Annotated in this window: 7 protein-coding genes; 1 reads left to right on the top strand and 6 read right to left on the bottom strand. The window is 74.3% G+C overall.

The genetic code is table 11. The features are described 5' to 3' along the window. Positions 1-139: 139 nt before the first annotated feature. Together ACFYMP_RS04025 and ACFYMP_RS04020 are read right to left on the bottom strand one after the other, a co-directional pair. On the bottom strand, positions 140-454 hold the full coding sequence (locus ACFYMP_RS04025; protein ID WP_388850112.1) for a hypothetical protein: 315 nt from the start codon (positions 452-454) through the stop codon (positions 140-142). A 151-nt stretch (positions 455-605) separates the two neighbouring features. Then, complete coding sequence (locus ACFYMP_RS04020; RefSeq protein ID WP_388850109.1) at positions 606-2,873, bottom strand: ATP-dependent DNA helicase UvrD2; 2,268 nt, start codon at positions 2,871-2,873, stop codon at positions 606-608. Between the two features lie 185 nt (positions 2,874-3,058). On the opposite strand from ACFYMP_RS04020, the gene ACFYMP_RS04015 reads away from it, so the two are divergent. Further along, positions 3,059-3,313: a mycoredoxin gene (locus ACFYMP_RS04015; RefSeq protein WP_388850106.1), complete on the top strand. Its 255-nt coding sequence runs from the start codon at positions 3,059-3,061 to the stop codon at positions 3,311-3,313. A gap of 161 nt (positions 3,314-3,474) precedes the next feature. Here the strand turns inward: ACFYMP_RS04015 and nudC are convergent, their stop codons facing one another. The 4 genes from nudC to ACFYMP_RS03995 form a co-directional block, all read right to left on the bottom strand. Then, positions 3,475-4,431 (bottom strand): NAD(+) diphosphatase, encoded by a 957-nt coding sequence (gene nudC / locus ACFYMP_RS04010; RefSeq protein WP_388850103.1) that lies wholly within the window; start codon positions 4,429-4,431, stop codon positions 3,475-3,477. Positions 4,432-4,507: 76 nt separating this feature from the next. Beyond that, on the bottom strand, positions 4,508-5,929 hold the full coding sequence (locus tag ACFYMP_RS04005; protein WP_388850100.1) for a dipeptidase: 1,422 nt from the start codon (positions 5,927-5,929) through the stop codon (positions 4,508-4,510). Then, the gene (locus ACFYMP_RS04000; RefSeq protein WP_388850097.1) at positions 5,926-9,594 is read right to left on the bottom strand and encodes a UvrD-helicase domain-containing protein; all 3,669 of its coding nucleotides are present in this window, start codon (positions 9,592-9,594) and stop codon (positions 5,926-5,928) included. The genes ACFYMP_RS04005 and ACFYMP_RS04000 overlap by 4 nt, the downstream gene beginning before the upstream one ends. Before the next feature lie 167 nt (positions 9,595-9,761). Further along, positions 9,762-13,070 carry an ATP-dependent helicase gene (locus ACFYMP_RS03995; protein ID WP_388850094.1) on the bottom strand — a complete coding sequence of 1,103 codons (3,309 nt, stop codon included), beginning with the start codon at positions 13,068-13,070 and terminating at the stop codon, positions 9,762-9,764. Positions 13,071-13,749: the final 679 nt, after the last annotated feature.

Below are 13,749 nucleotides of genomic sequence, written 5' to 3'. Positions count from 1 at the left end.
GTGGCCGGTGGTGGCTGGTACCGGGTGTTGCCTGGCCCGTGGCTCCTTCGTGCTCTGCCTCAGGTGTCTGGGCAAAACAAAAGGGCCGCGGTACCCGAGTGGGGTTCCGCGGCCCTGAAGGAGCCTGTCTGACTGCCGGTCAGACTGGATCGCTCCAGGGTTCGAGCCCACGGAAGGCCCACATCGTGTGGTGCTGGTGCTGCTTCGTCCGGCCTTCGGCACCGGCCGCCGCGAAGGAATAGGCCGAGACCTGTGCCTTCGCTACTGCTGCCGCCGGTGCCTGGATCGGTCGCTCATTACGCTCGATCACGGGGAGGGAGCCCACGAAGGAGACTCCGGCCATGCGTGCGACAGAGACGCCGGACAGTCCGGTGCCCAGGACGGAGACGCTGAGGGAACGAGAGGCGACGACCGAGAGATCGGTCTTTTTGGTGGTGTTCGGAATGCTGATCACTTCAATCGCCTCCCTTCGGCGTCTCGGGGGACCGGCACGGGGCCTGTCCTGCGGTTTACGACTGTTCGAGCACAGCACGGTTCGGGGGCTTCGGAGAAGCCGTCCGTTCCCGTGCCTAAGAACCTATGGGGCGTGGCCGGGCATGCGCAAACTATTTTTCCGACGAGTTTCGCTCAGCCCTCGCTCCGCCCTCGTCCTGGGCCACCGCACGGTCCTCACCTGCGCAGATGGCGAGGACGTCGGTGCCGTAGGCGCGGAATTTCCGGGCCCCGACTCCGGGGATGCGCGCGAGGTCCGTCTCGCTCTCCGGGACGGCCTCGGCGATGGCGACGAGGGTCTTGTCCGTGAAGACGCAGTAGTCGGGCTGTCCGAGCTGGTGGGCCCGGGTCTCCCGCCAGTCCCGCAGTCTGCGGTAGACGCCCTCGTCCATGTCCGAGGGGCAGGTCTCACACCGCATCAGCTTCATCTCGCCGGCCTCGGTGAGGGTGCGTCCGCAGACCCGGCAACGGGCGGGGGCCCGTCGGCGGGGAGCGGTCCGGAAGCCGTCCTGCCCGGAATCCTCGCCCGCCTTCGTGTCGGGTCGCCCGCCGGTGGCTCCGGGGACTCCGGCGGAGGAACCGAGGGGGGCGGCCGTCGCGCCGGAGCGCAGGGTCTCGATGAAGCGGCTGGGGCGGCGGCCTCCCCAGCCGCCGGGGGTGCGCGAGAGCGCCCAGGACAGGGAGAGGTGGACGCGGGCGCGGGTGATGCCGACGTACAGCAGCCTGCGTTCCTCCTCGATCTGTTCGTCGGTCTTCGCGTAGGTGATGGGCAGCATGCCCTCGGTGAGGCCGACCAGGAACACGGCGTCCCATTCGAGCCCCTTGGCGGCGTGCAGCGAGGCGAGGGTGACGCCCTCGACGGTGGGGGCGTGCTGGGCGGCGGCCCGTTCGTCGAGTTCGGCGACGAGGTCGCCGAGGGCGGCGGCGGGACGGGCGGCGCTCAGGTCCTCGGCGAGACGGACGAGGGCGGCGAGGGACTCCCAGCGGTCGCGGACCGCTCCGGAGCCGGCGGGCGGGACGGGCGACCAGTTGCGGCCGGAGAGGACGGCGCGGACCTGGGAGGGCAGGCCGGCCGTGTCGTCGTGCCGGCTGTCGTTGCCGCCGAAGCGGGCGGCGGCGCGCAGGCCCGTGAGCGCTTCACGGACCTCGGCGCGTTCGAAGAAACGCTCCGCTCCGCGCAGCTGGTAGGGGACCTGCGCGTCGGCGAGGGCCTGCTCGTAGAGGCTGGACTGGCCGTTGGTGCGGAAGAGCACGGCGATCTGCCCGGCCGGGACCCCGGAGGCGACGAGTTCCTTGACGCGGCGGGCGGTGCCCTCGGCCTCGGCGGGTTCGTCGGCGTACTCGGTGCTGAGCGGGCGTGGGCCCTTGGGGCGCTGGGCGACCAGTTCGAGCCGGTGCTCGGCGGCGCGGCCCCTGGCGTGGGCGAGCAGGTTGTTGGCGAGGTGCACGACCTGCGGGGTCGAGCGGTAGTCGCGGACGAGTTTGACGACCTTGGCCTCGGGGTGACGGACCCGGAAGTTCAGCAGGTGGTCGGGGGTGGCGCCGGTGAAGGAGTAGATCGTCTGGCTGGCGTCGCCGACGACGCACAGGTCGTCGCGCTCGCCGAGCCACAGGTCGAGCAGGCGCTGCTGGAGGGGGCTGACGTCCTGGTACTCGTCGACCACGAAGTGCTGGTACTGGGAGCGGACCTGTACGGCGACCTCGGGGTGGTCCTGGAGGATGCCGACGGTCAGCAGCAGGACGTCCTCGAAGTCGATGAGGACGCGTTCGCGCTTGAACTCCTCGTAGCGCCGGTAGATACGGTCGATCTCGGCCGGGTCGCGGGGCGGGCGGCGGTCGGCCTTGGCGGCGGCGGCCGCGTAGTCGGCGGGGACGGTGCGGGTGACCTTGGCCCACTCGATCTCGCCGGTGACGTCGCGCAGTTCGCTGCGGTCGAGGCGGATTCCGCAGTGGGCGGCCGCCTCGGCGACGAGCTGGACCTTGCGTTCGACGAGCCGGGGCAGGTCTCCGCCGACGGCGCGCGGCCAGAAGAACTGGAGCTGGCGCAGCGCCGCCGAGTGGAAGGTGCGGGCCTGGACGCCCTGGGCGCCGAGCTGGCGCAGCCGGCCGCGCATCTCTCCGGCGGCGCGGTTGGTGAAGGTGACGGCGAGCACCGTGCTCGGCTTGAAACGGCCCGTGCGGACCCCGTAGGCGATGCGGTGGGTCAGCGCCCTGGTCTTGCCGGTGCCGGCCCCCGCGAGGACGCACACCGGGCCGGAGAGGGCCGTCGCCACCTCGCGCTGCTCGGGGTCGAGCCCTTCGAGGACGGCGTCGGCGGTTTCGGGGACCTGGGGAACCTGCGGGGCCGGGGTGAAGAGGGATGCCTGCGGTGCTGCTGTCACTCCGCCATGGTCTCAGGTCGGCCCCGGGGGGCGGCGTCCTTGTCCACAGGCCACCCTCCGCGGTCGTACGACCTGACTGAGTGCCCGGCCCCGCTCCCGGGAATGGCCGGGGCGTGGCTTACGTTCACTGTGTGCGTCGACCTCATGGGAGGCCGCGACCCGAGGGGCGAAGGAGTACGAGAGACATGCCGGGCACCGTGACGATGTACAGCACCACTTGGTGCGGCTACTGCCGCCGGCTCAAGGGCCAGCTGGACCGCGAGGGCATCGCGTACAGCGAGATCAACATCGAGCAGGACCCCGCGTCGGCCGAGTTCGTGGAGAAGGTGAACGACGGCAATCAGGTCGTGCCCACCGTGCTGGTGACGGCCGAGTCCGGCACCGAGTCGGTCATGACCAACCCCTCGCTGGCCCAGGTCAAGCAGGCCCTCGGCGCCTGACCACGGCCCGGGGCCGCCGCGCGCCGGCCCCGACCGGGGAACACCGAAGCCCCCTGCCGGAGTATCCGTCCGGCAGGGGGCTCCGTGCGTCCCGGGCCGCTCACGCGGGTCACGCGCGCCGGCCGGGCCGCCGTACGGGTGCAGGGGCGGCCGGGGTCGCGTCAGCCCCGGTTGAGCGGCTTCGGCAGCGGCTTCCCGTACCAGAGTTCGACGAGGCGGGCGGCGATGGAGACGCCGAAGGGCGGCAGGACCTCTCCGGCCTCTATCGCGGAGCGCAGGTCCTCCCGGGAGAACCAGCGGGCCTCCTCGATCTCCTCGCCGTCCACGGTGATCTCCGGGGAGGTCGCGTGGGCCATGAAGCCGAGCATGAGGCTGGAGGGGAAGGGCCAGGGCTGGCTCGCGACGTACTCGACGGGGCCCACGGTCACTCCGGCCTCCTCGAACACCTCGCGGCGTACGGCGGCCTCGATGGTCTCGCCGGGTTCGACGAAACCGGCGAGGGTCGAGAAGCGGCCCTCGGGCCAGTGCACCTGGCGTCCGAGCAGGGCGCGGTCCTCCTCGTCGGTGACGAGCATGATCACCGCCGGGTCGGTACGCGGGTAGTGCTCGGCCCCGCAGGCGGGGCAGCGGCGGATGTGCCCGGCGGCGGCGATGACGGTGCGTTCGCCGCAGCGGGAGCAGAAGCGGTGCAGTCGCTGCCAGTTCTCCAGGGCGACGGCGTGCACCATGAGGCCGGCCTCGCGGTCGGACAGCAGCATCCCGGCCTCACGCAGTCCCGCCGCGCGGGCGGACTGGTCGATGCGGCCGGGCAGGCTGTCCTTCTGGAGCGCGAAGTAGCAGACCCCGTCCTCGTCGGTGCCCAGGAAGTAGCGGTGTGCCTCGGTCATGGGCGCCTCGAAGCTCGGCGTCATGACGATCTCGGTGCGGCCGTCCTCGGTCTCGTCCAGGAGCACCTGGCCGCCCGACACGACGAAGACCCGGGTGCTGGGGTGGCTCCAGGCCGCCGCCAGCCACGCCTCGTCGAGACGGTGGTGGGCGGCGCGGTCGATGCCGCTGGGCGCGGTGAGGGAGATGGGCCGGGCGGTGGTGTCGGTGGTGCGGTCGTTCCGGGTGGTCACAGGTACTTCCAACTCCCCCAAGGTGCGATGGTGCGGTGGTCACGGTTCGGGCGGCGGGGCGGTGGGGCTCCGTCTCTCAGTGTGCCTCGCTCCAGTGGTCGGCGAGGTCCTGCCACAGATGGGCGCTGGCCTCGGCGCCCTTGAGGAGGAGGTCGAGTTCGACCTTCTCGTCGGGGGCGTGCCACCCGTCGGAGGGGACGGAGACGCCGAGGAAGAGGACGGGGGCGCCGAGGACGTCGCGCAGGTCCGCGGCGGGGCCGGAGCCTCCCTCGCGGGTGAAGCGGACGGGCCGGCCGAACGCCTTCTCCATGGAGCGGACGACGGACTGGAGCGCGGGGTGGCTCAGCGGCGTCAGACAGGGCCTGGTGGACGCGGCGAAGGAGATCTCGGCGCGCAGCCCCTCGGGGACGCGGGCCAGCGCCCAGTCCCGTACGGCCTGCTCGATCCGCTCCGGCTCCTGGCCCTCGACGAGCCGGAAGGAGAGCTTCACGAAGGCCGAGGACGGGATGATCGTCTTGCTGCCCTCGCCCTGGTAGCCGCCGCCGATCCCGTTGACCTCGGCGGTGGGCCTGGCCCAGACGCGCTCCAGTGTGGTGTGACCGGATTCACCCGCGGTGGCCCGGGATTTCGCGGTGCGCAGCCAGTCCTCCTCGTCGAAGGGGAGTTCCGCGAAGAGGCGCCGTTCGTACTCGGTGAGCGGGGTGATCCCGTCGTAGAAGCCGGGGACGGTGACGCGGCCCTCCTCGTCGTGGAGGGCCGCGACGACGCGGGCGAGGGCGGTGGCCGGGTTGGGCACGGCGCCGCCGAAGGAGCCGGAGTGGATGTCCTGCTCGGGCCCGTGCAGGACGAGCTCGCACTCGGCGAGGCCGCGCATGCCGGTGCACACGGTGGGCGTCGTCTCGTCCCACATGCCGGTGTCGGAGATGACGACGGTGTCGGCGGCGAGGCGGTCGGCGCGGTCCTCGACGAGGGCGCGGAAGTGCGGGGAGCCGGACTCCTCCTCCCCTTCGACGAGGAGTTTGAGGTGGACGGCGGGGGCGCTGCGGCCGGTGGTGGCGAGGTGGGCGCGCAGACCGAGTGTGTGGAAGAACACCTGGCCCTTGTCGTCGGCGGCGCCGCGCGCGTACAGCTTTCCGTCGCGGATCTCGGGGGCGAAGGGCTCGGAGTGCCAGCCGTCGGCCAGGGCGGCGGGCTGCACGTCGTGGTGGCCGTAGACGAGGACGGTGGGGGCGGCGGGGTCCTCGGCGGGCCAGTGCGCGAAGACGGCGGGCGCGCCGGGGGTGTCCCAGATCTCGACGACCGGGAAGCCGGTGTCGCGCAGTTTCCCGGCCAGCCAGTCGGCGCCGCGCCGTACGTCGTCGGCGTGTTCGGGCTGGGCGGAGACCGAGGGGATGCGGAGCCATTCGGCGAGTTCGCCGAGGAAGGCGGCGCTGTGGCTGTGGACGTACGTGCGTACGGCGCCGACCTCGCTGTCGGCACCACCGGGGGGCGTGCTCATGTCCCCGAGCCTATCGGCCCGCCGCCCTGACCTCGCCCGGAGGCGTTCTCGCCGTCCTCGCCGGCGGGCGGGGCGGGCTCCGGTTCCCGCAGCAGTCGTTCGAGTTCGGGGCGGCCGGGCAGCCCCCCGGGGCGCACGGCCCGGCCGGTGCGTACGAACAGGAAGGTGGCGGTGACCTTCCCGGGGTCGACTCCGAGGCGTTCCGCCCAGGCCAGGCGGTAGACGGCGAGCTGGAGCGGGTCGGCGCCGCGCTCGTCGCGGCCGGTCTTCCAGTCGACGATCTCGTACGTGGCACCGGCGCCCTCGCCGTCCTTGAAGACGGCGTCGATCCTGCCCCGGACGACGCGCCCGGCGAGGCTCATCTGGAAGGGGACCTCGACGCGGTACGGGGTGCGGCGCGCGTACGGGGTGCGTTCGAACGCCTCCTTGAGGCCGGCGAGGTCGTACTCGTCGGTGATGCCGTCCGCGTCCGGCCGGTCCGCGTGGAGGTCTGGGTCGTCCTCGGGGTCGGGCTCGTCGGGGAAGGGCAGGGGCGTCTCCTCGAAGCCGGCGCCGAGCCGGGTCTCCAGCCAGGTGTGGAAGCGGACGCCGCGCCGGGCGGCCGGTTTCGGCGGCTGCGGCAGGGGCCGGACCAGTTCGCGGGCGAAACCGTCGGGGTCGGCGGCCAGGCGCAGCAGCTGGGTCGCGGTGAGCGAGGCGGGCACGGGGACCTCGCGGACGGTCGCCGCGGCCCGGCGCAGCTCCCCGGCGAGCGCGTCGAGATCCCGGTCCCAGGAGGCGACGGCGCGGACCTCCTCGGGGCTGAGCGGCTCCTCGTCGGGCGCGAAGGGGTCCTCGTCGGGCCCGGGGGGGTCCTCGTCGGGCGCGAAGGGGTCCTCGTCGATCCCGGGGGGCCGAGGTCCCTCTTCCGGGGGCGGCGCGGGGCGCGTCTGCCGCGGGAGGGTGCCCGTCGGCCGGGCGCCGGGGGCCGGGGCGGCGGGCCGCTCGGTCGGCAGCTCCTCCCAGTCGAGCACGAGGTCGTGTTCGGCCTCGTCGAAGCCGGGGCCGCCCGCGTCGGTCCCCTCCGCCCCTCTCCCGTCCTCGATGTCCAGGTCCTCCGGGGGCGGCGGCCAGTCCGGGTCGTACGGCCGCGGGGCGGGGCCGGGCGGCGCGGCGGCGGGTGCCGGGGTGTCGAGGAGGGCGCGGACGCGGGCGGCCGCGGTGCGGCGCCGGCGCATCGCCTCGGGGTCGAGCGGGAGCGGCCAGGCGTGGGCGGCGCGGTCCTCGCCGAGTGCCGGGTTCTCCTCGTCCTCGGCGGGCGGGTCGGCCCAGACCTCGATCTCGCCGTTGCCGCGCACGCAGTGCTCGTACAGCGCGGTGAGGAAGCCGGAGGGGCCGCGCGGCTTCTTCTGGCTGGGGCCCCACCAGTGGCCGGAGCCGAGGAGGATCGAGCGGGGGCGGGTGAAGGTCACGTAGCCCAGGCGCAGTTCCTCGGTGAGCTGGTGGGCGCGCATGTCCTCCTGGAAGGCGCGCAGGGACTTGCCGTCCCAGTCGGCCACGTCGGGGAGGGTCGCGGCGTCGCCGCGCAGGGCGTGCGGGACGACCTTGGGCTGGGCCGTCCACTTCTCGCGGCCCTGTTCGCTGGGGAACTGCCGGGTGACGAGGCCGGGGACGGCCACGATGTCCCACTCCAGCCCCTTGGACTTGTGCGCGGTCAGCACCTTGACGGTGTTCTCGCCGCCGGGCAGCGCGGTGTCGAGGCCCTTCTCGTACTGGACGGCGGTGCGCAGGAAGCCGAGGAAGGCGAGCAGGGAGGCGCCGGGGTCGGCGGCGGCGAAGGAGGCGGCGACGTCGAGGAAGTGGGAGAGGGTCTCGCGGCGGCGGGCGGCGAGCGCGTGCGGGGAGGCGGAGAGTTCGACTTCGAGGCCGGTCACCGCGAGGACGCGGTGCAGGACGTCCATGAGGGGGTCGGCGAGGCTGCGGCGCAGTTCGCGCAGTTCGCGGCCGAGGTGGGCCAGGCGGATACGGGCCTCGGGCGAGAAGCTGAGGCCGTCCTCGCTCTCGGCGGTGCCCTCGCCTCCGACGAAGGTGTCGACGGCGTCGGCGAGGGACACGACCTCGGCCGGGTCGACGCCCTCGACGGCCTCCGCGAGCCGCCGGTCCGGGTCCTCGGAGCCGGCGCCCCGGTCCCGTACGAGGTGGCGGGCGCGGCGGCCGAGCAGGGCGAGGTCGCGCGGGCCGATGCGCCAGCGGGGCCCGGTGAGGAGGCGGACGAGGGAGGCGTTGGCGCCCGGGTCCTGGAGCACCTCGCAGGTCGCGCGCAGGTCGGCGACCTCGGGCAGGTGCAGCAGCCCGGACAGGCCCACGACCTCGACGGGTACGTCACGGGCGACGAGGGCGCCCTGGATCTCGGCGAAGTCGGTCGCGGTGCGGCACAGGACGGCGATCTGCTGCGGCGGGGTGCCGGTGCGGACGTAGTGGGCGACGGAGTCGGCGAGCCAGTCGATCTCCTCGGCGTGGGTGGGCAGGAGCGCGCAGCGCACGGCGCCCTCGCGTTCCTTCCCGGCCGGGGGTTGCAGGGCCTCGACCCCGGCGTGCAGGGCGCGCAGCGGTGCGGCGAGGGTGTTGGCGAGGTCGAGCAGGCGGCCGCCGCTGCGCCGGTTCTCGCTGAGCGCGTAGCGGTCGGCGGGGCGGCCGTCGGCGTGCGCGAAGTGCTGGGGGAAGTCGTCGAGGTTGGCGACGGAGGCGCCGCGCCAGCCGTAGATGGCCTGGCAGGGGTCGCCGACGGCGGTCACGGGGTGGCCGCTGCCCCGCCCGAACAGGGAGGACAGCAGGACGCGCTGGGCGACGGAGGTGTCCTGGTACTCGTCCAGCAGCACGATGCGGAACTCGGTGCGCAGCGCGGCGGAGACCTCGGGGTGCTCGCGGGCGAGGCGGGCGGACAGGGCGATCTGGTCGCCGAAGTCGAGGAGGTCGCGTTCGCGTTTGGCGGCGCGGTAGCGGTGGACGAGGCCGGTGAGGGCGAGCCGCGCGGCTGCCGTCTCGGGGACTTTGCGCAGGTCGGCGTTGCTGAGCCGGACACCTTCGAGACGGTCGAGGAGGTCCTTGTCGTACGTGGTGAGCGCGGCCGGGTCGACGAGGTGCTCGGACAGTTCGGAGTCGAGCGCGAGCAGGTCGCTCACCAGATCGGGGAAGCCGCGGGTGAGGGCCGGGTAGGCGCCGGGGGCCTCGCGCAGCACCTGGGCGGCGAGCTGGAAGCGGGTCGCGTCGGCGAGCAGCCGCGCGGAGGGCTCCAGGCCCAGGCGCAGCCCGTGGTCGGTCAGCAGCCGTCCGGCGAAGGCGTGGTAGGTGGAGATGACGGGTTCGCCGGGCGGCTCGGCGGCGCTCGCCGGGTCCGGGTCGGGGTCCATGACCCCGGCCTTGACGAGGGAGGCGCGCACCCGTTCGGCGAGTTCCCCGGCGGCCTTGTTGGTGAAGGTCAGCCCGAGGACCTGTTCGGGGGCGACGGCTCCGGTCCCGACGAGCCAGACGACGCGGGCGGCCATGACCGTCGTCTTGCCCGATCCGGCCCCGGCCACGACGACCTGCGGAGCGGGCGGCGCGGTGATGCAGGCCGTCTGCTCCGGCGTGAAGGGGATGCCCAGCAGGTCGTTGAGCTGGGCCGGGTGGGTGAGACGTGCGGTCACTTTGACGAGGTTAACCGGGCGCTCGGACAGTGCCGCCGGACGCCCGCGGCGGGACGCCCGCGACGGGACGCCCGATGAACCGGGGCCGGGGGCACTCACAAGCCGGGACCGACGGCACGCACAAGCCGGGCCCGGGGTCACTCACGAGCCGCGACCGGGGCGCGGCGCTACTCGACCACCTGCCGTCCCTCCGGCTGGGCGCTGCACGAGGAGCGGAAGGAGCAGTGCGCGCAGTGGCCGCCGGGAGCGGGCAGGAAGCGCTCGTTGAGGACGCGGCCCGCGGCCTCGCCGAGCAGTCCGGGGAGCCAGTCTCCCTCGGGCGGCTCCTGGGCCTGGATCTTCGGGAGGCTCTCGCCGCCGTCCTTCCTGGCCGCGCCCTGACGCAGGTGGACGAGTTCGGCGCCGCCCGCCTCGGGCCGCACTCCGCCGAAGACCTCGTCCAGCGCGCCCTGCCGGACGGCGAGCTGGTAGACGGCGAGCTGGGGGTGGTGGGCGACCTCGGCGGAGGCGGGGGCGTGTTTGCCGGTCTTGAAGTCGACGACGTAGGCGCGGCCGAGGGGGTCGGTCTCGACGCGGTCCATGGAGCCACGGACGCGGATCTCGTGGCCCCCGGCCTCCAGCGTCACGTCGAAGGGCTGTTCGCTCGCGACGGGGGTGCGCCCGGAGCGGTCCAGGACGTGCCAGCGCAGGAAGCGTTCGAGGGCGGCGCGGGCGTTCTCCTTCTCCTGGAGCGACTTCCAGGGCGCGTCGAAGGACAGCCCGTCCCACACGGTGTCGAGCCGTTCCATGAGGACGTCGAGGTCGGCGGGGCTGCGCCCGGAGGCGACCTCGTCGGCGAGTACGTGCACGACGTTACCGAAGCCCTGCGCGGCGGTGGCGGGGGCGTCGGCCTTGACCTCGCGGCCCAGGAACCACTGGAGGGCGCACACGTTGACGAGCTGGTCGAGGGCGCTGCCGGACAGCGCGACGGGCGCCTGCGGATCACGTACGGGGGTGTCGTTGCCGGTGGTCTCGTTGAGGCCCCACCAGCGGTCGGGGTGCGCGGCGGGCACGAGGGGACGCCCGTCCTCGTCGGTGAGCGCGGCGAGCCGGGCGAGCCGGCGGGCGGCGGCCTCGCGCAGCGCGGGCGTGGCGTGCGGGTCGACGGTCGTGGCGCGCAGTTCGGCGACCAGGGCGGGCACGGCGAGCGGGCGGCGCGGGCGTCCGGTGACGTCCTGCGGGGGCACGCCGAGTTCCGTGAGGAAGCGCGAGGGCTGGTCGCCGTCCTCAGCGGGGGCCTTCACGGCGGTGACGACGAGCCGGTCGCGGGCCCGGGTGGCGGCGACGTAGAACAGGCGGCGTTCCTCGGCGAGCAGGGCGCCGGGGGTGAGGGGTTCGGCGAGGCCGTCGCGCCCGATGCGGTCGGCCTCCAGGAGTGAGCCGCGCCGGCGCAGGTCGGGCCACACGCCTTCCTGGACCCCGGCGACCACGACGAGGCTCCACTCCAGGCCCTTGGCGCGGTGCGCGGTCATGAGGCGTACCGCGTCGGGGCGTACGGCGCGGCCACTGAGGGTGTCGGCGGCGATGTCCTGCGCCTCGGTCTCGGCGAGGAAGTTGAGGGCGCCCCGGCCTCCGGTGCGTTCCTCGGCGCGGGCGGCCGTCGCGAACAGGGCGCACACGGCGTCGAGGTCGCGGTCGGCGTTGCGTCCGGCGGCGCCGCCCCGGCGGGCGGAGCGTTCGAGGCGGCGCGGCCACTCGGTGCCGTTCCACAGCCGCCACAGGGCCTCTTCGGCGGTGCCGCCCTTGGCGAGCAGTTCGCGGGTGGCGCCGAGCAGCCGGCCGAGGTCGCGGGCGGCGCGCGCGTAGCGGTCCTCGTGGACGAGGAGGCGTTCGGGCTCGGCGAGGGCACGGGCGACGAGCACGTCGGAGGGCGGCGGCACGGGGTTGCCGGCCGCGCGTTCCTCGGCGCGCAGGGCCCGGCCCAGGCGCCGCAGGTCGGCGGCGTCCATCCCGGCGAGCGGGGAGGTGAGCAGGTCGAGCGCGGTCTCGGTGCCGAGCCACGCGGGGGCGTCCTCCCGCGCCCGGTCCCCGGCGGGCGCCGCCGCCGCCTCGCTCGCGACCGCCCGCAACGCGGTGAGCAGGGGCTGTACGGCGGGTTCGTGGCGCAACGGGAGGTCGTCACCGTCTATGTCGAGCGGGACCCCGGCGGCGGTGAGGGAGCGGCGGACGGCGGGCAGCCGGGCTCCGGCCCGCACGAGGACGCCCATCTCGCCCCAGGGCACGCCCTCTTCGAGGTGGGCGCGGCGCAGGATGTCGGCGATGTTGTCGACCTCGGCGCCCGCCGTCGGGTACGTGTACGCCTCGACGCGTCCGCCACTGCGGGTGGGCCGCTGTTCGCGGTGGGCGCGGACCTTGTCGGCGGGCAGCCGGGTGAGCGGCATGCGCTGGGTGAGCTGCCGGGTCGCGGCCAGCACGCGCTGGGCGCCGCGCCGCGCGGTGGGCACGACGGCGACGGGGGCCGGGGCGCCGTGCGCGGTGGGGAAGGCGTCGGGGAAGTCGAGGATGCCGTTCACGTCGGCGCCCCGGAAGGTGTAGATCGACTGGTCGGGGTCGCCGAACGCGACGAGGGTGCGCCCGTCCCCGGCGAGGGCCCGCACCAGGCGCACCTGCGCCGGGTCGGTGTCCTGGTACTCGTCGACGTACACGGCGTCGTACTGCGCGGCGATCCGGGCGGCGGCCTCGGGGCGGCGCGCGAGCAGGACGGCGCGGTGGACGAGTTCCGCGTAGTCGATGGCGCCCTGCATGTCGAGGACGTCGAGGTACTCGGCGAGGAAGGCGGCGGCCGCGCCCCAGTCGGGCCGTCCGGTGCGCCGGGCGAACGCGGCGAGCGCGTCGGGGCCGAGGCCCAGTTCACGGCTGCGGGCGAGGACGGCGCGCACCTCGTCGGCGAAACCACGCGTGGTGAGGCAGGCGCGCAGCTCCTGCGGCCAGTGGGCGCGGGTGCGGCCGTCCTCGGCGAGCGCGATCTGCCCCTCCAGCAGTTCACGTACGGCGAGGTCCTGTTCGGGCCCGGACAGCAGGCGGACCGGTTCGGTGAACAGTTCGCCGTCCTGGTGGGCGCGGACCAGGGCGTAGCTGTACGAGTGGAAGGTGGTGGCGCGGGGCGCGGCGGCGGGCCCGATGCGCAGCGCCATCCGGTCGCGCAGGGCGACGGCGGCCTTGCGGCTGAACGTGAGCACGAGGACACGCTCGGGGTCGGCCCCGCGCTCGATCCGGGCGGCCACGGACTCCACGAGCGTCGTGGTCTTGCCGGTGCCGGGCCCCGCGAGGACGAGGAGGGGACCGCCGCGGTGGTCAACCACCGCACGCTGGGCGGCGTCCAGGGAGAGGGGTCCCGGCCGGGACTGGGGGGTACGCACCAGTCGGTAGCCGCCCGCGGTCCCTCGCCGCGCCCCGGGGTGCGCGGCGTGCGGGACGGTGGTGGAGGAGGAGCTCACGTGGTTCGCCGGTCCTGGTGGAGGTGCGGGTGGGGTCACGGTCGGAGGAACGAGTACGGGCGGGGTGCGGTGGCTGGTTCGGGTGGCGCGGGCGGCTCGGGCTGCAGCGTCGGGCCGGTCGGCCCGGCCCCGGGCCCGGGGCTGCCGCCGTCCCGGGCCGCTCGAACAACTCGTTCGACTCGTACGACTCGTACGACGGCCTTCGACGCTACGCCGACGGGGCGTGTGTTCCCCAGTGAAGCGGAGGCTTCCCGGGTGTGGTCTTGCGCACGCGCGGGGCGCGCGGGGCGTGGAGGACTCGGGGGGCGCGGCGAGAGCGGTGCTCTCTGCTGGGACGGGGCCGACGGCGAGAGTGCTGCCCCTGTTGTCGCACACGCCCCAGGGGAGAGCACTGCTCTCGTTGTGGGCGCCAACATGGAGGAGAGCACTGCTCTCGCCCTCGTTGCTCCTGCCGGAGAGAGCACTGCTCTTGTTGCCACACCCGCCCCAAGAGAGAGCACCGCTCCACCCAACAGCCCTTTCGGTCGCACTGCCCGCGAGAGCACTGCTCTCGCGGGCGGTGTCGGCGGGAGCGTGAGCAGCGCCCCCCTCCACGGGGAGATCCACAACGAGAGCGGCGCTCTCTCCTGGCACGGGACCGATGAGGAGAGCAGTGCTCTCGGGTGCGGCGACGGCAACA

It is taken from the genome of Streptomyces sp. NPDC007088 (genome assembly GCF_042869355.1).
In the GTDB taxonomy this organism is placed as follows: Bacteria; Actinomycetota; Actinomycetes; order Streptomycetales; family Streptomycetaceae; genus Streptomyces.
This window is presented reverse-complemented; position numbering and strand designations above follow the sequence as displayed.